The 23177-nt window shown below is 36.4% G+C and carries 25 protein-coding genes and 1 pseudogene; 17 read left to right on the forward strand and 9 right to left on the reverse strand.

Going from position 1 to position 23177, the window contains the following annotated elements:
* Positions 1 to 133: 133 nt before the first annotated feature.
* Complete coding sequence (locus tag PCY11_RS07355; RefSeq protein WP_254741386.1) at positions 134 to 331, reverse strand: hypothetical protein; 198 nt, start codon at positions 329 to 331, stop codon at positions 134 to 136.
* A gap of 281 nt (positions 332 to 612) precedes the next feature.
* Complete coding sequence (locus PCY11_RS07360; RefSeq protein WP_049490614.1) at positions 613 to 1233, reverse strand: tetratricopeptide repeat protein; 621 nt, start codon at positions 1231 to 1233, stop codon at positions 613 to 615.
* Between the two features lie 710 nt (positions 1234 to 1943).
* Between PCY11_RS07360 and PCY11_RS07365 the strand changes: the two genes are divergently transcribed.
* Positions 1944 to 3200 (forward strand): MFS transporter, encoded by a 1257-nt coding sequence (locus PCY11_RS07365; RefSeq protein ID WP_229100886.1) that lies wholly within the window; start codon positions 1944 to 1946, stop codon positions 3198 to 3200.
* A gap of 1429 nt (positions 3201 to 4629) precedes the next feature.
* Here PCY11_RS07365 and PCY11_RS07370 read toward each other — a convergent pair.
* From PCY11_RS07370 to PCY11_RS07395, 6 genes are all read right to left on the reverse strand, one after another.
* Positions 4630 to 5097, reverse strand: coding sequence for a threonine/serine exporter family protein (locus tag PCY11_RS07370; RefSeq protein WP_031575574.1), 468 nt, complete (start codon positions 5095 to 5097; stop codon positions 4630 to 4632).
* Positions 5098 to 5101: 4 nt separating this feature from the next.
* Positions 5102 to 5860, reverse strand: a complete 759-nt coding sequence (locus tag PCY11_RS07375; RefSeq protein WP_045759874.1) for a threonine/serine exporter family protein — start codon at positions 5858 to 5860, stop codon at positions 5102 to 5104.
* Positions 5861 to 6026: 166 nt separating this feature from the next.
* A complete protein-coding gene (locus PCY11_RS07380) occupies positions 6027 to 7193 on the reverse strand; it encodes a site-specific integrase (RefSeq protein ID WP_301362634.1) in 1167 nt (388 codons plus the stop codon).
* A gap of 358 nt (positions 7194 to 7551) precedes the next feature.
* Positions 7552 to 8367, reverse strand: a complete 816-nt coding sequence (locus PCY11_RS07385) for an EbhA (RefSeq protein WP_301362636.1) — start codon at positions 8365 to 8367, stop codon at positions 7552 to 7554.
* Between the two features lie 37 nt (positions 8368 to 8404).
* On the reverse strand, positions 8405 to 8542 hold the full coding sequence (locus PCY11_RS07390; RefSeq protein WP_301362637.1) for a hypothetical protein: 138 nt from the start codon (positions 8540 to 8542) through the stop codon (positions 8405 to 8407).
* Positions 8543 to 8593: 51 nt separating this feature from the next.
* The gene (locus PCY11_RS07395; protein WP_301362638.1) at positions 8594 to 9259 is read right to left on the reverse strand and encodes a helix-turn-helix transcriptional regulator; all 666 of its coding nucleotides are present in this window, start codon (positions 9257 to 9259) and stop codon (positions 8594 to 8596) included.
* Between the two features lie 161 nt (positions 9260 to 9420).
* Here PCY11_RS07395 and PCY11_RS07400 point away from each other — a divergent pair, with 161 nt between their 5' ends.
* From PCY11_RS07400 to PCY11_RS07470, 15 genes and pseudogenes are all read left to right on the forward strand, one after another.
* The gene (locus PCY11_RS07400) at positions 9421 to 9618 is read left to right on the forward strand and encodes a helix-turn-helix transcriptional regulator (RefSeq protein WP_301362639.1); all 198 of its coding nucleotides are present in this window, start codon (positions 9421 to 9423) and stop codon (positions 9616 to 9618) included.
* A 14-nt stretch (positions 9619 to 9632) separates the two neighbouring features.
* Positions 9633 to 10259: a Rha family transcriptional regulator gene (locus tag PCY11_RS07405; protein ID WP_301362640.1), complete on the forward strand. Its 627-nt coding sequence runs from the start codon at positions 9633 to 9635 to the stop codon at positions 10257 to 10259.
* 190 nt (positions 10260 to 10449) lie between these two features.
* Positions 10450 to 10935, forward strand: coding sequence for a hypothetical protein (locus tag PCY11_RS07410; RefSeq protein WP_301362641.1), 486 nt, complete (start codon positions 10450 to 10452; stop codon positions 10933 to 10935).
* Positions 10936 to 10952: 17 nt separating this feature from the next.
* The gene (locus PCY11_RS07415) at positions 10953 to 11459 is read left to right on the forward strand and encodes a hypothetical protein (protein ID WP_301362642.1); all 507 of its coding nucleotides are present in this window, start codon (positions 10953 to 10955) and stop codon (positions 11457 to 11459) included.
* Between the two features lie 10 nt (positions 11460 to 11469).
* Positions 11470 to 11799, forward strand: a complete 330-nt coding sequence (locus PCY11_RS07420) for a hypothetical protein (RefSeq protein WP_301362643.1) — start codon at positions 11470 to 11472, stop codon at positions 11797 to 11799.
* Positions 11780 to 12121: a DNA-binding protein gene (locus PCY11_RS07425; RefSeq protein WP_301362644.1), complete on the forward strand. Its 342-nt coding sequence runs from the start codon at positions 11780 to 11782 to the stop codon at positions 12119 to 12121. Before PCY11_RS07420 ends, PCY11_RS07425 begins: the two co-directional genes overlap by 20 nt.
* On the forward strand, positions 12114 to 12401 hold the full coding sequence (locus PCY11_RS07430) for an XRE family transcriptional regulator (protein WP_301362645.1): 288 nt from the start codon (positions 12114 to 12116) through the stop codon (positions 12399 to 12401). Before PCY11_RS07425 ends, PCY11_RS07430 begins: the two co-directional genes overlap by 8 nt.
* Positions 12382 to 13248: a primase alpha helix C-terminal domain-containing protein gene (locus PCY11_RS07435; RefSeq protein ID WP_301362646.1), complete on the forward strand. Its 867-nt coding sequence runs from the start codon at positions 12382 to 12384 to the stop codon at positions 13246 to 13248. Before PCY11_RS07430 ends, PCY11_RS07435 begins: the two co-directional genes overlap by 20 nt.
* A 79-nt stretch (positions 13249 to 13327) precedes the next feature.
* Entirely contained in the window at positions 13328 to 14767 is a 1440-nt protein-coding gene (locus tag PCY11_RS07440; protein WP_301362647.1) for a phage/plasmid primase, P4 family, read from the forward strand.
* Positions 14768 to 15132: 365 nt separating this feature from the next.
* Positions 15133 to 15656: pseudogene (locus PCY11_RS07445) on the forward strand (hypothetical protein).
* A gap of 90 nt (positions 15657 to 15746) precedes the next feature.
* Positions 15747 to 16253 (forward strand): hypothetical protein, encoded by a 507-nt coding sequence (locus tag PCY11_RS07450; RefSeq protein ID WP_301362662.1) that lies wholly within the window; start codon positions 15747 to 15749, stop codon positions 16251 to 16253.
* A 70-nt stretch (positions 16254 to 16323) separates the two neighbouring features.
* A complete protein-coding gene (locus PCY11_RS07455) occupies positions 16324 to 16740 on the forward strand; it encodes a DUF1492 domain-containing protein (RefSeq protein ID WP_301362648.1) in 417 nt (138 codons plus the stop codon).
* A gap of 152 nt (positions 16741 to 16892) precedes the next feature.
* Positions 16893 to 17204: a hypothetical protein gene (locus tag PCY11_RS07460; protein ID WP_070590055.1), complete on the forward strand. Its 312-nt coding sequence runs from the start codon at positions 16893 to 16895 to the stop codon at positions 17202 to 17204.
* A gap of 360 nt (positions 17205 to 17564) precedes the next feature.
* Entirely contained in the window at positions 17565 to 18758 is a 1194-nt protein-coding gene (locus tag PCY11_RS07465) for a hypothetical protein (protein WP_301362649.1), read from the forward strand.
* Positions 18758 to 18934 (forward strand): hypothetical protein, encoded by a 177-nt coding sequence (locus tag PCY11_RS07470; RefSeq protein WP_301362650.1) that lies wholly within the window; start codon positions 18758 to 18760, stop codon positions 18932 to 18934. The genes PCY11_RS07465 and PCY11_RS07470 overlap by 1 nt, the downstream gene beginning before the upstream one ends.
* 559 nt (positions 18935 to 19493) lie before the next feature.
* Here PCY11_RS07470 and pflB read toward each other — a convergent pair.
* On the reverse strand, positions 19494 to 21809 hold the full coding sequence (gene pflB / locus PCY11_RS07475) for a formate C-acetyltransferase (RefSeq protein WP_045759873.1): 2316 nt from the start codon (positions 21807 to 21809) through the stop codon (positions 19494 to 19496).
* A gap of 260 nt (positions 21810 to 22069) precedes the next feature.
* Here pflB and dinB point away from each other — a divergent pair, with 260 nt between their 5' ends.
* Positions 22070 to 23176: a DNA polymerase IV gene (gene dinB / locus PCY11_RS07480; protein WP_049515794.1), complete on the forward strand. Its 1107-nt coding sequence runs from the start codon at positions 22070 to 22072 to the stop codon at positions 23174 to 23176.
* Position 23177 lies beyond the last annotated feature (1 nt).

The raw sequence follows: 23177 nt of genomic DNA on the forward strand, positions 1-23177 counted from the left end.
ACCTCCGCACAGTTGAGTAGGGCTGTAAAAGCTGATGAAATCAGCGTAGTAGAGCCCACTCAACCACTGCGTCTTGCTCGACAATCCAAAAACAATTGAGAGGCTAGGACTTTTGTCCCAGCCTCTTCAACTCTTATCCTTGCTTATCTTTTTTAGGATTGCTCATGATTCGTATGAAGAGTTCTTTGCATTTGTCTCTTAGAACATTTTCGTAGAAGACGATTAAAGCGATGTACACAATCAGAAAGTTCAAGGTCAGATAGAACAAGTCAAATGAATTACGGGCATAGATAGTTGCTGATTGATAGGAGGGGAGGGCTCCTAGGATCATCTAAGGAAGATACTTGATATACTTGCTTATCATCATACAGCACCTCGCATACTTTAAAGGATTTGTTTTTTCACTATCATTGTATCCCTTTTAAGTAAAAATGCAAGCGATAACACTTAGAGAAATTTATAAACGAATATTATTTTGCATTAGTTTGAATGGAGAAAAACTATTTTAAGATAAGTGAAGCGATTACTTTAGTAACAAAAAAATTTTTTGAGCTAATCATGTCAATTATGTACTTTATTTAAGCAAACTAATGACAAAATCTAAATGCAAAATCATCGATTAATCAATTCCTCAATTTCCTTTATCCCTTCAAACTCTCCAACACTTTCGAAAAGTTCTATAGCTCGTTTGAAATGTGTGTTGGCTAATCCTTTATCTTCCAAGGCTAAATAAATTTCCCCTAACCCTCTATAGCTACAAGCCTGAGAAATCACATCATCAGTCTCTAAAGATTGTTCCAGTGACAGATTCATGAATGTAAGAGCTTCATCAAGATTGTTTAATTTCAATCTCAAATAGCCTTGTTCGTAGTTATTCACAGCTTTCTTTAGATTATCATTGGGAAAATGCTCTTCAATTATCTTCTCTTCATCTTCAATGAGCTTTAAAGCCTTATGAAAATCACCCTGATCTCTGTAGATCATAGCTAATTGATGTAATCCAATGTGTTCATGTTCTTTGTCTTCATTTTGTTGAGCTAATAAAATGTATTTCTCAAAGATACGGGTACACGAGGCATAGTCTTTTTCTGCCAATAATAAATACCCCATCAGATTTAAAAGGCTAAAATCTGTACAGGTATCAATGGAAAAATCTTGTTCAACCAACTTTTTAGCTTCTGATGTTTTTCCCTCCAGAAACAAGTCCCAAGCCACATCAATTTTAGAAACCATCTATTTTCCCCTTTACCTATAAACAACCTTCATAAAATAAAATCACTCAATAAGAATATGCTAAATCCTATCTTTATAAATTTAATCCACTAGGCTAAAGTATAGCAAAAAGCCCAAATAACTACTATTTGGGCAAAATGTTACTTAGTTTCTTTTTAAACGAGCAATGAGTAACTTAATAAGATAAGCTAGAACTACAAGTGCTACTACGCGTGATAATAGATAGAAAATAGAATAAACAAAATAGATTTGCATATCTGACACCTCCTAAATAAAAGAGATTAACCATCTTGTCCTCAATATTATTGTACTCCCGTTTGAAAGCGACGTCAAGCGTTATGATAAATAGTATCAACATCTAGAATGAAGTTAAAACCTACAAAAAGCAAAATAAAACAATCTGTTTCATTTTGAAATCCTTTAACGATTGTAAAATATATCCTATTTTAGAAGAGGTACGTAAGAAGTTATCAATTTAGATAATGTCAAAGCAAGAGAGAAATATAATTAGTAAACATAAAGACAATATTTTTTACATTTTTTATTATACTTTTATTAGTATAATTGGTAAAATCTTAATTAATAAAAATTATGGTCTATCTACTATCCCAATTACCTTACAACACAGGTTGATTGAATAGGATTAGATAACCGAAGTAATGTTGAAACGAATGGAGGGGGCTAATATTAAGAATTTAATAAGTGATCAAATGTCTAATAGACAAATCATCAAAGACTTTATTAGTAGTTTTATTAGTTCTTTAAGTGGAAAAGCTTTTAATTTTGCTTTAGGATTAATGTTACTGGACCAAACAAAATCGGCAATGAGTTTTGGAATCAATATGATCATCTATCCTTTAGTTAGTTTGATTTTCTTGGTTCCAATCGGTAATTTAGTAGACCGATACCGTCATAAAAAGATCTTAATTTATAATTTTATTTTTAGACTTATTATCTTTCTTCTGTTTTATGCATTTTATTTTTTAACGAATTCATCTACTATCTTATATTTAGTAATTCCGTTTGTCATACTTCACTCTGTCACAGTTAACATCAATGATACTTGTTATTCAGCCTCTATCCACGAGTTAGTAAATGATACAAAAATTCAACGATTAAGCTCTGTTACACAAACCGCCATTGCTATCGCAACCATGCTTTCCCCAGCTATTGGAGTCATTCTTTATAATTGGTTAGGCTTCTCAGGCTTTATTCTTATAGAAATCATTGCAAATATCCTTTCTTTAGGTGTCTTACTTACCATGAAATTCTTCTATGAACACGAAGAGCAAGAAGCTAAGATTAAACAGAATGAAAAGCATCAACACGGGGTCAAAGAAATTATCCAATTCTTAAAAGAAAATCAGATTGTCAAATATATTATTCTTGTTAGTGTTGTACTGAATTTTTTCTATACTTCCATTAGCATTGGAGTGCCATTTGTAGTCAAAGAGCAACTCTTATTAGATAATGCAACAGTAGGTATCCTAGAAACAATGTCTGCAGTTGGAATGTTATTAGCCAGTGTGTCTATGTCACTATTGCCAGACAAAAAAGAAAATAATACACTTCTCTCTAATAGAATTCGCATTCCACTTTTTCTTCTAACCATCGCAATCGTTGGTTTGGGTATTACATTTGCAACTACTAACACCCAAGTGATTATTTCTTCCGTTGGCGGTTTATTTATGGGAATTATCGCATTCACTCTTGTTATTCTAAATATTGTCGTCATGACCTATCTTCAAAGTAGCATTGAAACAAATTATTTAGGAAGAGTAATGAGTACTTTGTTCACACTAAATACGTCTATCATGCCGATAGGTACCATTGTATTTACTTATCTATTTCAAAAGGACATAAACGGAGGTCTTATATTCATATTTGGAGGTGTTTCTCTCCTGATCTATACCGTGATAATGTTACCTCGAATCTATAGAATACTCCAAAAAGAACACATTTATTGACATTGAAACAAAAGCAGTACTAAAACGTAAAACGAAAAAGACAAGGATAAAACACCTTGTCTTTTTTCAAAATATAAATGGACTGATTTATTTTGGATTCTATTTGTGATTTTGACATGCATCTATATAGGAAACCGTGATTTGCTTCCTCTTAATCATCAAGAATTTTCTCTTCGTGGTAGTTTCTGGGGATTTGTACTTGCATTATATCACTTACTATTCATTGATAAATTTGTTATCTCTAATCGGAAGTAAAACGATACTAGGTAAAAACTCAATTTCAGGAGAAAATAAAGTAAATCTCCCCACAATAAAACGCATAGTATCAAGGTTCTTCAAAACCTAATATTATGCGTTTTTTGATCCTAAAGACTTTTCCCTATTCTTGTTTATTTTGATGTATAGTCCAGATAAAGACAATTCAAATTAGATTACGTCTATCTATTTACTTACCTTTTATTTGCTTTAATTCCTTTATCTCTTTTAGAATACTAAAAATATAGAAACTAAATAGAACTACAAATAAAAAAGATAAAACAAAGAAACCAAACGGAAGTTTTCTTCCCATACCAGCTACTATTCCAAGGGATAAAATACCGATAGCCATTATGGAAATTATGAAGATAAACCACAAGTAAATCATGTAAAACTTATAAAGATAACAAAAGGACTTATTTTTTTGTTTAGGCTTATCCTTCCATTTTAAATAAAAGAAATAAGGTGTATTAATAATTAAAATAAATAAAAATCTCATCTCTAGCACAACTTTTTACTTTCTATTTTGGATTTCCCACAAGATCTCCCAACTTCCAAATACCAAGCCAAAAAGAAATTGTTAGCATGATAAAGAATGTGAGGAACATATTATCCACCAGATTTTTACTCATCAAGCATAGTTCTCTAGCTATGTAAGGAGACACGAGGAACAAAATGCACTGTACTATAGTAATTATTTTTTTCATGATTCATTTATAATACTGTCACATATGATACAGTATACTCCTTTCTAGGAAGAATTCTTATTATTCCTATCTTTATTATAGGCCTACAGCAATTTAGATTCAATTTTTAATATGTGAAAGTAGTTTCAGAATAATTTACAAAACAAAAATAAAGTACACTTTTTAAAGAATGTACTTTATGCTTCTAATTCAGTTGTATCAATGGTTTAGCTTTAGTTTAGTCAATTGTACATAAACTTTTAGTTTTCTTCAAAAAATAAAAATGAGTTCCAATTGTTAAAATGAATCAAGAAAATACAAAAACTTTCCGCCGTGAGAAAAGTGCTAGAAACACTATTGTTTCTAGCACTCGGGAGTTTTGGAACCTTAGGTCCAAAACTAAGTCATGGAACTTCTACGAAGTTCGCTGACGTCCGTGCTCACCTAAGGAAAGTTTTAAGAAGACTTTGTTACCAACATGACAAATGCTAGTTAGCATTGGTCATTTTTCTTTTTTGATAGCGTTGATAAGAATGGTAGAGTTTCAAAACGACAGATCCACTAGCCATCCCGATGGAGATCACCAAGGCCAGAATAACCACCAGGGTCACGCTGGTCACTGCCTGACGATATTGGCCACTGACAAAAAAGGAAGTAGTTCGATAGGAAATATATCCAGGAACCAAGGGCGCGAGAATGGACAACATAAAGACCACGACAGGCGTCTTGAGAATGATACTTAAAATCTGACTAATGCAGGATCCCACGATAGCGGCGATAAAGGTTGCTACGATAACATTGGTAGGGCCTTTTAGAATATAGTATAGTAGCCAGATGCCCATCCCTAAGATTCCTCCAGGAATCAGCATGGAGCGCTGCACATTTAGGACGATTAAAAAGGTGATGATGGCAATCAAACTGGCCACCGCTTGGATTAAAAATTCAGTTAAGTTCATGATTTTATTTCATAAGGACGAGGGCAACGGTTGTACCGGCACCAAGGGCAAGAGTAATGAGGAGAGTCTCAAAGAGTTTGCTCATCCCAGAGTTGAGGTGGTAATTCATGAGATCGCGGACAGCATTGGTCATAGCGATCCCAGGAACGAAGGGCATGACACAGCCTGCGATAATGAGATCGGTATTGGATGGAAAACCACTATAGCGCGTCCAGATATGGGCTAAAAAACCAAAGACAAAGGCGGCCGCAAAAGCAGTGGCAAAAGGAATGCGCACGTATTTATCAACGACAAGTGAAAAAGCAAAGGCAAAGACAGTTGCAATGCCCGCTCCAATGGCATCGTAGAAATTTCCTCCAAACATGATGGAGAAGAAAGGCGCACTGAGGGTTGCCGCAATGGTCAACTGGAGATTGGTATAAGGAACACGCTTTTTTTTCAACTCGCTCAGGGCCTGGTAAGCGTGCTCGAGATCCATCTCTCCAGAGACGAGTTGACGAGAGATCTGGTTGACATCACAGACCTTTTCGATATTGTAATTGGTCCGCAAGATCCGTTTCATGCGCGTGACATTGGCGTTCTCAATTGAAAAGAAAATAGCGACTGGCATCGCTAAAACATTGCAATCGACGATTCCCTGTGAATGGGCGATCCGGATCATGGTATCTTCGACCCGGTGAATCTCAGAACCGCTCTCTATAAGGAGGGTTCCAGCTAACATCAGGACGTCGATCACTTGGTTGATCTGTTTTGACTCTTCCATAATTTCCTTCTTACTAAATAATCTGTTTCTATTATAGCAAAAAAGGACGAGAGACAGAACTAAAATCCTTTAAGTCGAAGATTGAGCTATCAGAAAGCCTATTGCTATAGGCTCTCTTTCTTGTCGTAATACGTTGTATTCTGATTTTGTTCAGTTATTTGTTCAGTTACAAACTCCCTAGAGCTGTTTCATAGAATGAAGTGGCTTTTTTTGCACTCTCTTTTGAGAGGTGACTGTATGTATCCATTGTCATGGATAACTTAGCGTGTCCTAGTCTATGTTGGAGTTCTTTATATGGTATTCCAGCATTTAATAACAAACTAGCGTGAGTGTGGCGAAAACCATGGAAACCAATATTAGGCACTTTGGCACGTTTAAAATGTGTTTTTAATCTTGTAAAAAGGCTACCGTTTTTAGCGTAACCATTAATAAAATCTGAAAAGACTATTCTTTCAGTTTGTCCTATCTTCCAAGCCTCTTGGGTTTGTCTACGTTTGTACTGCTTTAGCATTGTGACCGTTTTGGGGTCAATATCGATATCACGGTAACTAGATTTTGATTTAGGACTATTTACTTCTTGTGTGCGGTTTAGTGTCTTTGTAACGTGGACAACAGCATTATCAAAGTCAATATCAGACCATTCTAGCGCCAACGCTTCATTGATACGGCAACCAGTAGCAAGTAGGAACTTGTAAAGAGTGACCTCGTAAAAATAGCGGTATCTGCTGCTATCCAAGTTGTCTAGATAATCTAAAAACGTTTTTAACTCAATTTTTTCAAAGTGTTTGATCTTTTGACGCTTTGCTTTCTGAGTGTTACGAGGTAAAACAACATCACGCGCAGGATTGGACGGTATCGCCTGCATAGTAACACCATACTGTAAGATACGTTTATTAAGCGCGTGAATCCTATCATAGTATAAGTAAGCCTCTGATTCCCCTTTATTGGTCTTTTCAGCAAGTTTATTGACTATATTTTGAATAAGTGGGGTAGTTAGCTTGTCGAGTTTATAAGAACCAAATAGAGGTAAAATATGCTTATTTAATAATTTTCTAACACTATATTGAGTATTTGGCTTTACTGTGTGTTTGTAGCTTTCCCACCACAATTCAGCGAGTTCTTCATAAGTTTTAAGTGTCGCTCCTTTGAATCTAGTAGAACCATTTTGAATGAAGTCTATTTCTGCTTCTTTGGCTTTCTGCTTGACCTCTTTTCTAGTTCTAGCCGTGATACTAGTTTTTACATCTTTTCCCGTTACTTGGTCAATCCCTAAGTAAATGTTAGCACGGTACACGGTTGTACCGTCTTTCTTTTTGTATTCTGTAATTTTCATGATCTAAACCTTTCTAATCAATCAGCAGGCAAGCTATTATTAAAAAGGTTTTAGTGTGTGGTTTATATCATGCTTTAACTTACAAGAAGCTCTTTATTTTCGTTTTATCTCTTCTAGAATTACGGTGTTGAACAAAGAGTGAACACTGAGAAGCACGCGCTTCAATCTAAATTGCTCTTTTAGGGGAGCCGAAAGCGCCGATTTTATGTTTTAAATATTGTGGCGCGTGATATGCTATAGGTCGCATAATCGTACTTTTCGGACGCCCTAAAGAAAAATATTAGTGCTAAGTTTTGCTATGGTTTGGTATATATAATCTTTGAACTTAGAATAGGCGAAAATATCTGTTTTGTAAGAATTACTTCAGTTCAATTAGTTTATTGTAAATTTTTTCGGTTAAAACTTTTTGTTGGCTAGCAGTAAGGTGGTGAGAGGTACGAATTACGATAGTACCATACACGTAATGAGATCCAGGGTCCAATACTCCACCGTCAAATGCTGATAGGTATGTGTTTCTCTTTTCAGCTTCTTCTTTGCTCTTGTATACTTCAATAGCACCGCCTGCTTCAGTTCCCTTATCTACTAGATTAGCACCCTCAATAGGTTCTGTTACTTGGTTATCTGCAAAATAGATAGAAGCAGTATAGCCACCTTGTTTATTTAATAAGCCATTAGGGTCATTTTCTTCTGTAGCATGTTGTACTTCTTGGATTGTATCGACTTCTTTCAATCGTTCCTCAATAAAAGAATCTTTGGGGTTTGTAATCTGTGCTAGTTGCTTAACGCTGTTTTGGTAAGCTGTTAGTTTCTCAGTGATGTTTCTTTGAGTGCTAGAATAATCGACAGGTTTTGCAATTTCTTTCGCTTGATCTTCTATCTTTTGTGTGTCGCTTTCCATTTTTGGAGCTTTACGAACCGAGTTTTTTGCTTCTTTGAGAGCAGTTTTTAAATCTTCCAGAGTCTTAGCTTCTAATGGTTCAGCTTTTTCTTTAATGATTTTTTCAGTATCAGAAATTTGTTTTTCAATTGCTTTATTATTCTCATTAAGTGTATCAACAGACTTTTCAAAGTGACTTATTGCAGTTTGGTGAGGGGCATAAGATAAGAAATAGTAACCCGCTCCACCAGTAGCAAGAGCTAAAACAACAGCAGTAGTGATAATTCTCTTTTTCATAATGTTTCTCCTAAATATCTTCATTTATCTGAATTAGTTATCTATTAGATGATTTTTTCTTTTCAAGAGCCTTTTTCCCCTCTTTGTCTAGCGTATGAAATGCAAACAGCATAGCGCCAAAGGTAAAGATCGCACCAGCAAACAAGAACCATTCAAACAGTTCATTATTTTTCAATGCCTTATCTCTTTTCTAATTCAAATGAGAGTTTTTTTCGTTGTTGACAAATTAAACAGTAATAATTTTCGAACTTTCAAATTTTTTGTCTTTGTTTATCGATGGATCATTGAAAAAGCTTATATAAACTTTGCTTTTCTCATTTAAAGTAATTTTTTCCAATCCTACTTTTGTATTATCGAAAGTCTCTTTATAAGTTGTTATGCTTTTATTTTTAATTAAAATATTCGATTTTAATGTATCCAGTATCTGGTTAAAAAAAGTTGTTTTCATTGAAACTGGTAAATCATCTAAGAATTGGAAAAAATCTTCTGTTGAATATGCTTCACTTCCCTCAAGGTCAATTGTGATCCATAAGGCAAAACTATCATCATCTAATGGGAAATTATAATTCTGTGGATATAGAAAACAAGTGCTTAAAAAATAATCTTTCTCACTTTGATTAGTCTTTAATTTAATAATTATATAGTCTGAGTCCTCACTCTCAGTATTTTGTTTGAATTTCATATCCCAAATGTATGGAACGTAAACAAAGAAATCTTTTAATTCTATATCTAGAAAATTACATAGCTTATCAACGGTATCGAATTGTACCCCTTTACCAGTATTCTCAGCGAGAGCCATTAAAGTAGTTTTAGAGATCCCTGTGCTTTCATAAACATCTGCTATTTTTAAGCCTCTTTCGGCAATTAACACAGCAAAATTAGTTTTAATCATTTTAACTCCTCCATATTAGGTATTATAACAAACGTTGTACAAAAATACAAACAACACTAAAATATACCAAACTATTGACAAATAAACCATAATAGTGTAATATACAAAATATAAGTGGAAGCACTCATATATAACAAAAGTCTAGAAAAGAAGGTGATAGTATGAAAAATAACTTAAGAGTTCTTTTAGCAAAAAAACGTAAAAAAGTTATAGATGTATATAAAGCAACAGGAATTTCAAAGACTACACTTACTAGTTTGTATTATGAACGTACAAAAAATCCTGAAGCAGAAACTTTGCTAAAGATTGCTGATTATCTAGGTGTAACTATTGATGAATTGTTGACGCCTGAGGAGTGAGAAAGGAGGAACCAATGGAACTGGTCTATATGGACGGCAAGAAAGAGCCGTATACACTGAGTAGTATCGTGGCAGAATACGCAGAAATTAAGCATAGACATTTGAAAGTTTTGCTGAATAAACACCGAGAGGACTTTGAGAGCTTTGGAAAGGTGCAATTTAAAATTTCACCTTCAGAGAGCGGGCAAAATGTACGGGACTATATTTTGAATGAGCAACAAGCAACATTGCTTATCACTTATTTACGAAACACCGAACCCGTCAAAGAGTTTAAAAAGAACCTAGTCAAAGCATTCTTTGAAATGCGTGAGGAACTTTCTAAGTTTCGTATGCAGAGGGCGCTAGAAAAGCCAAAAAGAAAAACACTGCATGACAGTATTGAGAACTGGGAACAAGCACCCAAGCACGCGCACAGCACCATGAATAACTTACTACTAAAGGCAGTGACCGACAGGAACGCTAAGCAGTTAGTAGAAGAACGTGGGGGCTACAATGGCATTGATAGCTTGACCAGCGAGGAGTTGGAACAGTACCAAGCATTTGAGGATATGGCGATAGCTATGATTAGCTTGAATATGAGCTATCAGGAAATCAAGGCTATGGCATTCAGAAATAAAAAAACACGCCAAACAGGCGCGTGATCGCAACAAAAAAAGGCTTAGCAATAACCACACCGCAGAGCCTTTCACACTATCACTAAAACAAAATTAACAAAAAGCAGGCAAGCTATTATTAAAGAGGTTTTAGTAAAGATTTATACCTAGATTATAGCATATCAGGGTATAAGACGTAAAGAGTTGTACAGAGGGTACAAAAGAGGAGAAAACTATTATGACAAAAACAACTTACGAAATTTTAAACGATAAAATAAATAATATTGGTAAAGAACTATGCAAAATTGGGAAAGAGAATAATTTACATAGATTATCACTTTTATCGGGCCAATTAGGAGACCTAAAGGAAGATCTAGCAAGGTTACTTTGGTTAGAATTACCAGAACTAAACGATAGCAAAAAAATTGAGAACATTTCTAAAAGCACTACAGGAATGTTTTTCCACGCAGGTATTTTTGAAATGGACGCAATGCGACAAGCGTTTTTCAAAAGGCAAGCTAAAACATTCTTTAAGACCGAAGAAGAGCAACAGGAATATGTAGCTTATACAGAAAATCTATATTTAGAATCAACAAAAACGTTCAAAGAAATCATGAAAGATACTAATCAAAATTTGCCTAATTCAAACCGTCAAGAAAAACGTGAACGAAATATAGGGCAATTTGTAGCAGTTATCAGTAGCAATGCAACACAAAAGAGATAAGAAACGAGGCTAAGGCTATGGTAGTACCAAATGTAACACTAGAAGTTGAAGAACTATCTGGAACTGCTTTATATCAACACGCTGAGCGATTGGAGCAACTTCGCCAAGACTACACTCTTGACGGTGATGAAAGCTATTCTGAATTAGAACAAAAATACAAAAGTATTCTTGAGGAAATAGAACTTTTGGTAATTTCAACAGGCGCTAATGCAAGACTTTGGGAAAAAGAAACGGAAAGTCATATTAATTTTATAACAGGCAACGTAAAGGCTTTAATGGGACTGTTAAATTTCTTTGATTATAGAGTATCTATCAAGAAGCAATTTCAAAAATTAGGCCCTTTTTCAAATACCCGTTATACGATATTAGAACAAGTTGTTTGTAAGACAATGAAAAGTATAAATCCAAAAGCGACCTACAAGATGATAAGTGATTATGTTTTAGAATTGATAAAGCAAGACTTTGCTAAGTTGGAAACCGAAGAAGATAGCGTACTTTATAAAATGGCTAAAGATAAGAAATGAGGTTAAGGCTATGACAGTAACAGACTTAAATAACATGAATGAACGAGATTTAAACAGCGTCCTGAAATTATATCCCAACCCTGAAAAAATGCCAGATAAGCCATATTTTACTAAAGAGATTTTTCTAAATATATGTTTAAGTGATGTAAAAAAATTAGCAGTAACCAGAGGCTTATTATCTTTTAAACAGATAGATCGACAGACAATGAGTATTATCCAAAGTACTATAGATACAATCATGGAAAATCAAGAAACCATACTTTATGGCGTAATGAGTGGGCAAATAACCTTTGTAAATAAAGCTGGTAAGGGGGAAATGAATGAGTCTAACCGTAAATGATAAGCGAGTATTAAAATTAATAAAAGTAGGGGCTGAGAACTCAATTACAGGGGCAGAAATCAGCCTAATTACCAAGTTATCAGAAAGAACCGTACAGGATATCATCAGCCGTCTGATCACGCGCTATAGCATTCCTATCGTCGGTGTACGTAATGGAGCTTTTAGAGGGTATTTTATCCCAGCCAATCAGGAAGAGCTATTGGACGGTGCAAAGGCATTCTATAACCAAGTACAAGAGGAGCAGAAACGTCTAAACGTCCTTTTAAACGCTGATTTAGAGAGTTATAAGCCATTACTGAAAGGAGATAATGAATATGTTTAGTCTCAGTAAAGAGAGTGAGCAGGAGCTAGCTCATGGCGTTTTAGGCCTTGTGGAGAATTACTTAGGGGCGCGTGATACAATCAAACCACGTTTAACGGGTTTGATTTCAGCTCAGGTAGCTATGGAAGAATTAGACATAAAATATAAGACGTTGCAAAAGTGGGAAAATGCAGGGCTAAGACGCTACCAGCCCCCACTAGAAGATACACGGAAAGTCTATTATAAAGTGAGTGATATCTTGAACTTTTTGGGGGTTGAAAATGGTAATTTACGAGGCTAGAGGTTTTCAAAATAATCTAGTTTATCCATTTGATAAGATTGAGCCATTTCAGTATATTGAACACTTTAAGCCTTTAGTAGTTCCTAAAGGTGTAAATATAGAGGAATATAAACGTACACAAGCTCCCTATTGTATCAGTGGGAAAGTAACCCCTGAGAGCAATGGGAGCTATAAGCGTAATAATACTAGCTTGTTATATCGGGATCTGATATTCCTTGACTATGACGATATTCAAAGCACGTCTGAGAGCTTCATAAAAGCCGTTTCTAGAGCTTTATTTGGCTACTCCTATATCTTATACCCGACTATCAAGCACACTGCTCAAAAGCCTCGTTATCGCCTCGTAGTGAAGCCTGAGAACGTTATGAATGAAGTGACATACAAGCAGGTAGTGCAAGAGATAGCTGACAAGATAGGACTACCTTTTGATATGGCCAGTCTAACATGGTCACAACTTCAGGGGTTACCAATTACAACAGGAAACCCAGCAGACTATCAAAAAATTGTAGTTCATGGGCTAGATTATCCAGTACCAAAATCAAACCAGAACCAAAGAATTAGCCAAGGTGTGGGATCTCAAACACCCCAGCGCTCCAGTTGCAAGCGGTCTATCACTATGAGGGTGATAGATACGCTTTTTAATGGCTTTGGAGACGAGGGAGGGCGCAATATGGCTCTCACGCGCTTTGTGGGCTTACTCTTTAATAAGTGGGTTGATTGCGACCTTGAAACGGCTTATGAGCTGACTAAGATAGCTAATAGTGTTACGGCTGAACCATTACCGATTGAAGAAATAGACCGTACTTTTACCAGCATAGCACGGGCAGAATATAGAAAGCGAGGATAGAGCCATAGAAAAAGAAGAACTAAAAAGCCTTGAAAGTGAGATCAATGAAGCGCGTGCCCAAGAGCGACCACCGGAAACAATGAAGGAATTAGAAAACCTTATTTTTAAGGCTGGTGAAAAATGGCGGGCAGAACATACTGAAACTAAGGTAAACGAGTCTACTGGGGACGTTAGCGAGAAAGTCGCCATGCCCCAAACCTTCACAGTCGCTAAAATACTAAGTGATATTGTCACGTTTACTTTTATCAGCAAGAACAATGTACCTGATTATAGCTTACTCTATATCTATGATTTAGACGAGGGCATATATACCTCTAGTAATGATCTATTCAACTTCTTATGCAAAACTTTTGATGTGAGAATTAAACCCAGAGAGTGGCCTCAGATTAAGCTAATGGTCAGAACACTGACAAAGATACAAAAGCCCTTAGAAAGTGCTGATCTTATACCCGTGAATAACGGGATTATTAACTTAAAAACAAAGGAACTACTCCCTTTTAGCCCTGATTATGTCATTACAAGTAAGATCAGCACAGCTTACCACGCGCCTAAACGAGTCCCAACAGATAGGGAAGGAAAAACGTTTGATGATTGGCTGAACTCAATCGCGTGTAATGATAGGGAGTTAGTAACGTTATTTTGGCAGATTATTCTAGAGGCCATTAATCCCAATCATACACGGAATAAGTTTGCTATCTTCTACGGGGACGGTAACAATGGTAAAGGGACATTTCAGCGCTTCCTTATCAATCTGATAGGAGAAAGCAATATTTCAGCCCTAAAGCCTGCTCAGTTTGCTGAAAAGCACAACCTTGAAACTTTGGTAGGTAAAGTTTGCAATATTGGAGATGAAGCGCCTAACGAATACTTGAAAAATCCGTCTGATCTTATGAGTATTACCAGCGGTGATGCCGTTCTAGTAAATCCTAAAGGTCGCCCAGCTTTTGAAGCTACTTTTAAGCTATTCAATATCTTTTCAGGCAACTATATCCCCAATGGTGGTAATAAAACAAAAGGCTGGTATCGTAGAATTATGATCGTACCTTTTAACGCTGACTTTAACGGGGAACAGGAAAAACCTTGGATAAAAAACGAGTTTTTAGCAAACAAGGAAGTCCTAGAATATGCTCTATACAAAGCTATCAATCAAGAGCCATTTACTCACTTTATCGAACCCCAAGCAGTCAAAGGCTTGTTAGAAGAATACCAAGAGGATAACGACTACTTGCTTTCATGGGTTAAGCATGAATACATGGAAAAAGGTTGGCATGAATTGGACGTAGTACCTGTTTTTATCCTGACAAGATCACTAAAACATTATGCTGAAGATATGGGAATACCTAAACCTAATGTTTACGGGGCTGGAAAAGACACTATCAGACATTTACAACAGCTAACACCTTATCGATACAAACTTAAAAGGGCGCGTGTTAAGATTGAAGATTATGATAAATTGGATCCATTAGAGTTTGAAAAAACAAAACTATCTAAAACCAATCATGCGATAGTTAAAAATTAAAAATGTTACCTTCTTTGAATAGACATAAACCCTTGATATATCTAGGTTTTTAACGTGAAATGTTACCTTCTTGTTACCTTGTTTACAAAGAAGGTAACGTAGTTGAGCCCTTGATGTGACTGACTTTTTTAGAAAAATGTTACCTTGTTACCTTCTTTTTAACTCTCTATATAGGAAAAAAAGATATATTTTATATATAAGGGTAAGGACTTCAAAAGAAGGTAACATGGTAACAAAGTGGTCTAAATCCTTGTGATAGTAAGGTTGGACTATGTTACCTAGAAGGTAACAAAATCACCAAAGAAGGTAACAAATCTAAAAAAATTACATAATTTACCTTAAAATAAGAATAGGAGAAAAACAACATGACATTAAAAACAGTTTCAGACAAAGCAAAAACATTTACTTTTACTTACTATTTTTGTGACCAGACGACCGCTAAAGTAGCAGGTCACGCGCTACTGGGATACATGACTGGGACATATTACCAGCCTGTAATCTCAATAACCTACAAGGATAAAGGCACGCTAGTAGTGAGTACGTGGAAGATCACAAGCTAGACAAGACTTTCAAGCGTATTTGTGACAGCTTTAAGGACTACCACAAACAACCAGTAGAGGCTGAAGCATTTGAAGAACGTTACAAACGAGAGCGCGTGGCTCAACTCAAAGAGTCAGAGGATTTTGAGGGTTTGCTGACTATGGTCACAGATTACGAGCTGGAACTATTAGACTATGCTGATCGCTTGCTTTCTGATAAACCTATCCCTATGGACTCTATGACCGCTTTTGGTACGTTGGAAATGCTGGACGATGAAAGTATTAGCCTACTCCAAAAATTGGACGTAGAGGGCGAATATAAAGGCCTTGCTGATTATTCTGGTCAATAAAACACAGGAAGGGGAGCAATCCCCTTTTGACATTTAGGCAATAGATTTGGGTTTTTCTATATATAGGGGTATTTTGAGAGAATGGAAGTTATAAAATCAATAACCATAGAAACGTTTATAAAGCCAATGAAAAATAAAAAACTAACTCATGGTATTGGTGAGTTAGACGGGGAAAGGTTAGAGATAAACCTAGATAATTTATTTATCACTTTTGGTAATAATCATTTTGATTTAGCACGCTTGTCTGGAAATATGGGCGGTTATCGCTATTTCTTCATTTGTCCTATTTGTGATAGGCAATGCAGAAAACTATATAAGAGGTCTTTACTTTATAGTTGTGGTTTATGTCAACAGGTATATAAAGATACTCTAAACCGTAGCAAGACAGATTGCCAATACTATTGGGAGAGGGCCTTAAGAGAAGCCAGAAAAGTAGAACCAGGCTGGAGCCCAAAACGCGGTGGATATATGTTTGATAGTTTCCCTGAAAGGCCAAAGTATATGAGGCAAAGCAAGTATTATAGACACTATCGAAAGTTTATAAACTACGCTAGAAAAGGTGATAGTTTCTGGTTATCTGGGATAGCTAAAATTTAATAGTTTGTTTTAGTAGTCTAGGTTTGAACCACGAGCGAACCAAGAGAAATGGTTAGGATAGGAGATGAATATGAACGCAAAACAGCGATTAAATCGCTTGAAAAACTATGAGACAGACGTAGAAACGTTAAATAATGAATTGATAGCGTTAAAGTCATCAGTTCTAAAAGGACAAGTTCTTTCCCATGATCCAATAAGGACAAAGAGAGGGAATAAAACGGAAGAATTAAATGTCAGTATAATCGATAAATCGGATCAGATCTATCAAAAACTTGAGCAGTTACTAGATGAGCGAACAGAAACAGTAGAAGCGATTGAGAGGCTGGGAGATCCACTAGAGAAACTTGTATTAAGGTATTTCTATATTCATGGTTATTCAAGGGAAAGAACAGCACGAACGCTAGACCGTTCAGCGAGCACTATCAGCCGTGTTAAAAGTAGCGCAATTCGTAATTTAGAGGCTATTTTAGCCCCTGTTGTTAAATAACGGGGCTATACTTCATTCAGAAAGAGGACGCGCCCTATTTTGTACGAAAAATTCCCTTTTTGGAGAAACAAAAATCTATCAAAAATGATATAATTACACTGTGAAACACCATTACCTCTTCTATTTATCTTGTTGTGAAAGAAGGTTACAAATTGTTCGAGTTAAATAAAATCATAGGTATAGACGACAGTCGTAACAACATTCTAGTTACACTAACAGACGGCCGTTGCGCTCTAGTTGATAAAGAGAGAAAATGTTTTGTTGTTGAAATCCTTTTAGATTCTTTTTATAAGTGGTTGAGCTTTTCGGATAACTACATTGAGGAAGATGTTGATAATGTAAAAAGTATTTTAGCTAACCCTCAAGGAGTTGGTTATGGTCCACTTGCTGAAAGCTATATATCCGACACGAAAGTGAAGCAAGAATTTGACAAAATAAAAAAAGAAATCGGCTATGAATACTAAGCACCTAGAGAAATCTGAGTGCTTTTTCTTTTCTTTTACGAATAATAAAGTAGGGGGTGATATGGTCTAATTTATATAGACATGAAAAAACGGTCAAGATATGCTATAATTTAACTAGGTGGTAGGACATCGAGCACCCATAGGTGCGCGGTAGCCTACCACTTTTGACTAAAAATATATTATAGAAGGTCTTGTAGTTTTTTTAAAAAAATAATCCTGTAGATGACATTAACGGAAAATTTACAAAATAAAATACGTATTAAAGCGTTAGAACTGGATCAATATAGGTAGTAATTTCCGAAAAGTTGGTGTATAATTGGAGCATAGATATGGAAAGTATTGTTTGTCAGGAGTAGAAAAATGACAGCTGAAATTGGAATTTTAAATAAAAATGGGGTTGTTTTAGCTGCAGATAGTGCGGTAACATTATCTAATGGAATTAATTCCAAAGTGTTTAATAGTGCTCGGAAATTATTTACTTTATCTAGCGTACATTCAGTTGGAATTATGATTTATGGCGATGCTTCTTTTATGGGAGTTCCCTGGGATGTAATCATAAGTGAGTATAAAAGGTCGATTGGCAATCAAGTTTTAAGTAATACAGCAGAGTATATTAATAGTCTCATTGATTTTTTATTAGGGTTTGAGCCTATACAAAGTAGTGACGCCTTAGTTAATTATATAATCAGACAGACTCAAAAATATTTAGAAATAATACATCAGAATGCCCAAGAAATAGCTGATACTAGATCATCTAATGGTGAAACAATATCTCTAGAAAATTTTATGAGGATTTTGTGGGAATTTATAGATGAGTACTCTAAAGAAATTGCTCAATTAGTACCTGAAAATGATTTTGAATATTTAGAAGGTGAACTAGATGCTATAAGGGAAGTAGTAAATAATTACTTTAAAGATGCGGAGTACACTGAAGAACAACTAACCTTTCTATCCAAAACATTATACCAAGCGATGCGAATCGGTTTTGATAGAAATTCCGTAACAGGGCTGGTAATTGCTGGATTTGGTGATAAAGAAATTTTTCCATCACTTCGTCAAATAGAATTAAGCGGAGTCTTTGCTAATCGTCTTGTTTGGGAAGTTGTTAAACAGAGTGAAATTACTCAAAATGAACGCTGTGATATTATACCATTTGCTCAATCTGAAATGGTAAATACTATCATGAATGGGATTGACCCTGTTTTAAATGCGTTTATCGCTCAAGAACTCGAGACAATTCTTGAAAAACATAATATATCTGAAGAAAAAGATAAAATGTTTGATACTATTGCCAAAGTTCAAGAATTACACTATATAAATCCTATCTTTGAGTTGATAGCAATGCAACCTATTGATGAAATGGCTTCTACAGCAAAAACATTTATTGAATTAACCTCATTTAAAAGAAGGATTGTAAATACACTTGAGACAGTTGGAGGTCCTGTGGACGTACTAGCTATTTCAAAAGGGGATGGTCCCATCTGGATCGAAAGAAAACACTATTTTAATATTGATAACAATATTAATTATAGAATTAGAAAGGGTGGTATATAATGTATTCATTAAATTTTTCAAAAGAAAAAGACAAGTTTTTAGATAAAAAAATATATCAGAATCTTTCTCGAAACAATGTTGGTAAAAACTTTTTAGAAGTATATAAAGAGATAGGCAATGCACCAAAAAATAAGATAGAAAAATCCATTATTAATAAATCTATAAAAAACAACTAGCACCCATTTAGGTGCTAGTTTCTTGCCTGCTGAACTCGTAAATAATAGATACCCTACGGGGTATTTTTTTGTTCAGTAATTTGTGGAGTTTGAATGGAAGTCTAAGGATATTAAATGAGCCTTTAAAAACCGAAAAAACGTTATTAAATCAAGGGTTACAGACTCTTAATGTACTCTAATAAATGTTTTAAGAAATAAAGAACTAAAATCTAACAATTCTAGTTTGTTTCTTGTCCTTATGAATTCATTTAGAATAGCTATTGTCTAGCCCTAAGATTCGTTAACTCGGGTGGTGGTGCTGCACGGTCGTATCCTGGACGAGAAGGGTTGCTAAAAAGATCAGTGCAATCAGAATAAAGAGCCAAATAATAGCGAAAATAAATGTTAAAAACATAGGGTCACCCCTTCTATCTTATTTACAGCTCTACTATAACACTCGGAGGAAGCGCTGTCAAACTCTATATAGCGGGCTCTTAAACTCTTTCAAAATTCAGAATAATCTTGCGATGAGGATGAAAAAACCAGTCGGAAACGGCTGGTTTTTTCATCTATTTGAATCTTAGCTCAATGCATCATCCATTGAAAGAACTTCGTGGAAGACACGTTGTGTCAATTCAGTTTTTTGTTCTGGAGTGAGGTATTTCGTGTTTACACAGTATCCAGAGATACGAACGATAACGTCTTCACCTGACATGATCTTTTCGTAAACATCGTTCAAGTCCATAACGTTCAAGTTAACGTGTTGTCCACCGTTTTCGAAGTAACCATCAAGGATCGTTACCAAGTTATCAACTTGTTCGTCACGAGTCTTACCAAGAGCACGTGGTGAAACTTGAGTAGTGAGTGAGATACCATCAGCTGCATAACCAAAGTCAAGGCTAGCAAGTGAGTTCAAGTTTTGCAACCATCCACCTTTCGCTTTGTTAGATGGGTTAGCACCTGGTGAGAAGAATTCCAATTTAGACAAGTTTACAGAACCATCTTCGTTGAGGTATACCCCTTTGTGGACTGGAGAGTTACCAGTTTGTTTAGAGTATGCAACGTTAGAAGTGATGGTAAGAAGTGAAACAGTTGCTTCAGCGTTCTTGTAAAGTTTGTGGCTGCGAAGACGAGTAGTGTAAGCTTCGATCAACCATTCTGCCAATTCGTTTGAACGTGGGTCATCTTCACCCCAACGTGGGTATTCACCGATTGTTTCGTAATCGTAGATGTAGCCATTTTCATCACGGATTGGTTTAACAGTAGCGTACTTGATAGCTGACAATGTATCAACAGTGTTAGCGAATCCACAGATACCGAATCCCATGTTAGCGCGTTGGTGAGTTGGCAAGAAGGCCATTTGAACTGCTTCGTAGTTGTACTTATCAGTCATGTAGTGGATGATGTTCAAAGCATCTACATAAGTGTCAGTCAACCAGTCAAGAGATTTTTCGAAGTTTGCTTTAACAGATTCGAATTCAAGAACTTCGTCACGGATAGGATCGATATCAAATACTTTGTAGTCTTTATGAACATCGTCGTAACCACCGTTCAAACCAGTAAGAAGAGCTTTAAGCACGTTAACACGAGCACCGAAGTATTGGATGTTGTGGCGTTGTTCTTCGTTTTCTGGGTCAAGTGGAGATACACAACATGAGATACAGCTCATTTCACCGTATCCGTCTTTAGCCATTGTTGTCACACCTTCGTATTGGATAGAAGAGTGTTTGTGGCTCATGTGCATACAGTAGCGACGGAAGCTATATGGCAATTTATCAGTCCAAAGGACTGTCAAGTTTGGTTCTGGAGAGTTACCGATGTTGTCCAAAGTGTTCAAGAAACGGTAGTCCATCTTAGTAACACGGTGACGTCCGTCGTTACCCATACCAGCCATAGAAGTTGTGATGAAGGTTGGGTCACCTGAGTACAATTGGTCGTAAGCTTTTGTACGAGCAAATTTAACAGTACGCAATTTCATAACGAAATCGTCAACGAATTCTTGGATTTCTGATTCAGTGTAAGTACCACGAGCCAAGTCACGTTCAGCGTAGATATCCAAAACGATTGGCACACGTCCAAGAGAAGTAGCAGCACCGTTGATCACACGGCAGACAGCCATGAAGGCGATATTTGTCCATTGGATCGCTTCTTTTGTATCGAAGGCAGGACGACGTACGTCTACACCATAAAGGTCACCCAATTTAACAACTTCTTGAAGTGCTTGGTATTGAAGGTTTACTTCTTCACGAAGACGGATTGATTCTTCATCGATTTCAGTAATAGAGTTCCAGTCGTTTGCTTTTTCAGCCATCAAGTAGTCAGCACCGTAAAGAGCCAAACGAGCATAAACCCCGATGATACGTCCACGAGAGTAAGCATCTGGAAGACCAGTTACAGTGTGAGCGTGACGAGCACGACGGATGTTAGAAGTGTAAGCGCGGAAGATACCGTCGTTTACAGTTGTAACGTATTTTGTGAAGATTTCATGAACTGCAGGATCTGGTTCGTATCCATTTTCTTTCAAAGTAGTTTCCGCCATACGGATACCACCACGAGGCATAAAGTTCAATTTGAATAATTCATCATTTTGGATACCGAAGATCACTTCGTTTTCTTTATCGATATATCCAGCTGCGATATCAGCGATAGATGTTGGACGGTTATCGTATGGGAAACGAGTTTCTTCATAATGAGCTTTCGTTTCTTCAACAATTTTTTTGATGTGAAGAGAACGTTCAGTTGGACCAGCTAGGAAGCTTTCATCACCATCATATGGTGTGTAGTTAGCTTGAACGAAGCGAGAAACGCTTGCTTTTTCTTTCCAATCTTCACCTTTGAAGCCTTCCCAGGCTTTGTCAAAAATATCTTGTGCTTCAACGACTGTTTTAACAACCATTTTTATTTTCCTCTATTGTCTTTCTAGCAACTATATCTGTTGCACTTACAATAGTAGTATACCATACAGAAATCGGTTACACAAAGGCGAATTGCGAAAAACAACAGATTCTTTTGTAATACAGTTTCAAATCCTCTGCGATACTGTACTATATTTTTGAAAACAAGCACAGTTTTTCATCAATTTTCATGTTTTCTGGAGAGTCGATTTTTGCAATTCTGAAATTTTCTTCCTATAATAGAAATAAAGGAGGGCGAAAAATGCTGATATTTCCATTAGTGAATGATACCAGTCGCAAGATTATTCATATTGATATGGATGCATTTTTTGCTGCCGTCGAAGAAAGAGACAACCCTAGTTTGAAGGGCAAGCCTGTCGTGATTGGCCAGGACCCTCGTCAGTCAGGAGGGAGAGGTGTTGTCTCGACTTGTAACTATGAAGCAAGGAAATATGGCATTCATTCAGCTATGAGCTCTAAAGAAGCGTTGGACCTTTGTCCTCAAGCGATTTTTATCTCTGGAAATTATGAGAAATACCGAGAAGTAGGTGAGCAGGTCCGTGAGATTTTCAAGCGTTATACAGATCTCATCGAGCCCATGAGTATTGATGAAGCCTATCTAGATGTGACGGAAAATAAAATCCAGAGCAAATCAGCTGTCAAAATCGCCCGCTTGATTCAGCATGCTATCTGGGAAGAGCTGCATCTCACAGCTTCAGCGGGTGTTTCTTATAATAAGTTTTTGGCCAAGATGGCAAGTGACTACCAAAAACCCCGTGGCCTAACGGTGGTCTTACCGGAGGACGCTGAGGATTTCCTGAGCCAAATGGACATTGCCAAATTTCATGGAGTAGGAAAGAAGACAGTAGAGAGACTACATGAGATGGGTGTCTATACTGGCGCGGATCTTTTAGCCATCCCGGAGATGACTTTGATTGATCGGTTTGGGCGATTTGGCTATGATCTCTTCCGCAAGGCGCGAGGGATTCATAATAGCCCTGTCAAAAGTCATCGCATCCGCAAGTCGATCGGAAAAGAGCGGACCTACCGCAAGCTCCTTTATGCAGAAGATGATATTTTAGAAGAAATTGCCAATCTGTCCAGTAAGGTGGCCCAATCGCTGGAAAAACATGGTAAGCAAGGAAAGACCTTGGTCTTAAAAGTGCGCTATGGAGACTTTACCACCTTGACTAAGCGCATCACCTTGACGGAGCCAACGCGAGATGCTGAGCGCATCAATCGTTCAGCACGTCACATTTTTCAAGAAATCGAATCGATAAATACAGGAATCCGCCTCTTGGGTGTCACCATGACCAACTTTGTTGATCATACTGAACTGCCTCTGGTAGAAGAAGAAAAAGACAACTAGT

Source organism: Streptococcus sp. SP8, assembly GCF_030440045.1.
Classification (GTDB): domain Bacteria; phylum Bacillota; class Bacilli; order Lactobacillales; family Streptococcaceae; genus Streptococcus; species Streptococcus parasanguinis_I.

Bases quoted from the DNA above. Each gene is read 5' to 3' on its own strand.
- PCY11_RS07355 (WP_254741386.1), bottom strand. From the start codon at position 331: ATGATCCTAGGAGCCCTCCCCTCCTATCAATCAGCAACTATCTATGCC.
- PCY11_RS07360 (WP_049490614.1), bottom strand. From the start codon at position 1,233: ATGGTTTCTAAAATTGATGTGGCTTGGGACTTGTTTCTGGAGGGAAAA.
- PCY11_RS07365 (WP_229100886.1), top strand. From the start codon at position 1,944: ATGTCTAATAGACAAATCATCAAAGACTTTATTAGTAGTTTTATTAGT.
- PCY11_RS07370 (WP_031575574.1), bottom strand. From the start codon at position 5,097: ATGAACTTAACTGAATTTTTAATCCAAGCGGTGGCCAGTTTGATTGCC.
- PCY11_RS07375 (WP_045759874.1), bottom strand. From the start codon at position 5,860: ATGGAAGAGTCAAAACAGATCAACCAAGTGATCGACGTCCTGATGTTA.
- PCY11_RS07380 (WP_301362634.1), bottom strand. From the start codon at position 7,193: ATGAAAATTACAGAATACAAAAAGAAAGACGGTACAACCGTGTACCGT.
- PCY11_RS07385 (WP_301362636.1), bottom strand. From the start codon at position 8,367: ATGAAAAAGAGAATTATCACTACTGCTGTTGTTTTAGCTCTTGCTACT.
- PCY11_RS07395 (WP_301362638.1), bottom strand. From the start codon at position 9,259: ATGATTAAAACTAATTTTGCTGTGTTAATTGCCGAAAGAGGCTTAAAA.
- PCY11_RS07400 (WP_301362639.1), top strand. From the start codon at position 9,421: ATGAAAAATAACTTAAGAGTTCTTTTAGCAAAAAAACGTAAAAAAGTT.
- PCY11_RS07405 (WP_301362640.1), top strand. From the start codon at position 9,633: ATGGAACTGGTCTATATGGACGGCAAGAAAGAGCCGTATACACTGAGT.
- PCY11_RS07410 (WP_301362641.1), top strand. From the start codon at position 10,450: ATGACAAAAACAACTTACGAAATTTTAAACGATAAAATAAATAATATT.
- PCY11_RS07415 (WP_301362642.1), top strand. From the start codon at position 10,953: ATGGTAGTACCAAATGTAACACTAGAAGTTGAAGAACTATCTGGAACT.
- PCY11_RS07420 (WP_301362643.1), top strand. From the start codon at position 11,470: ATGACAGTAACAGACTTAAATAACATGAATGAACGAGATTTAAACAGC.
- PCY11_RS07425 (WP_301362644.1), top strand. From the start codon at position 11,780: ATGAGTCTAACCGTAAATGATAAGCGAGTATTAAAATTAATAAAAGTA.
- PCY11_RS07430 (WP_301362645.1), top strand. From the start codon at position 12,114: ATGTTTAGTCTCAGTAAAGAGAGTGAGCAGGAGCTAGCTCATGGCGTT.
- PCY11_RS07435 (WP_301362646.1), top strand. From the start codon at position 12,382: ATGGTAATTTACGAGGCTAGAGGTTTTCAAAATAATCTAGTTTATCCA.
- PCY11_RS07440 (WP_301362647.1), top strand. From the start codon at position 13,328: ATGAAGGAATTAGAAAACCTTATTTTTAAGGCTGGTGAAAAATGGCGG.
- PCY11_RS07455 (WP_301362648.1), top strand. From the start codon at position 16,324: ATGAACGCAAAACAGCGATTAAATCGCTTGAAAAACTATGAGACAGAC.
- PCY11_RS07465 (WP_301362649.1), top strand. From the start codon at position 17,565: ATGACAGCTGAAATTGGAATTTTAAATAAAAATGGGGTTGTTTTAGCT.
- PCY11_RS07470 (WP_301362650.1), top strand. From the start codon at position 18,758: ATGTATTCATTAAATTTTTCAAAAGAAAAAGACAAGTTTTTAGATAAA.
- pflB (WP_045759873.1), bottom strand. From the start codon at position 21,809: ATGGTTGTTAAAACAGTCGTTGAAGCACAAGATATTTTTGACAAAGCC.
- dinB (WP_049515794.1), top strand. From the start codon at position 22,070: ATGCTGATATTTCCATTAGTGAATGATACCAGTCGCAAGATTATTCAT.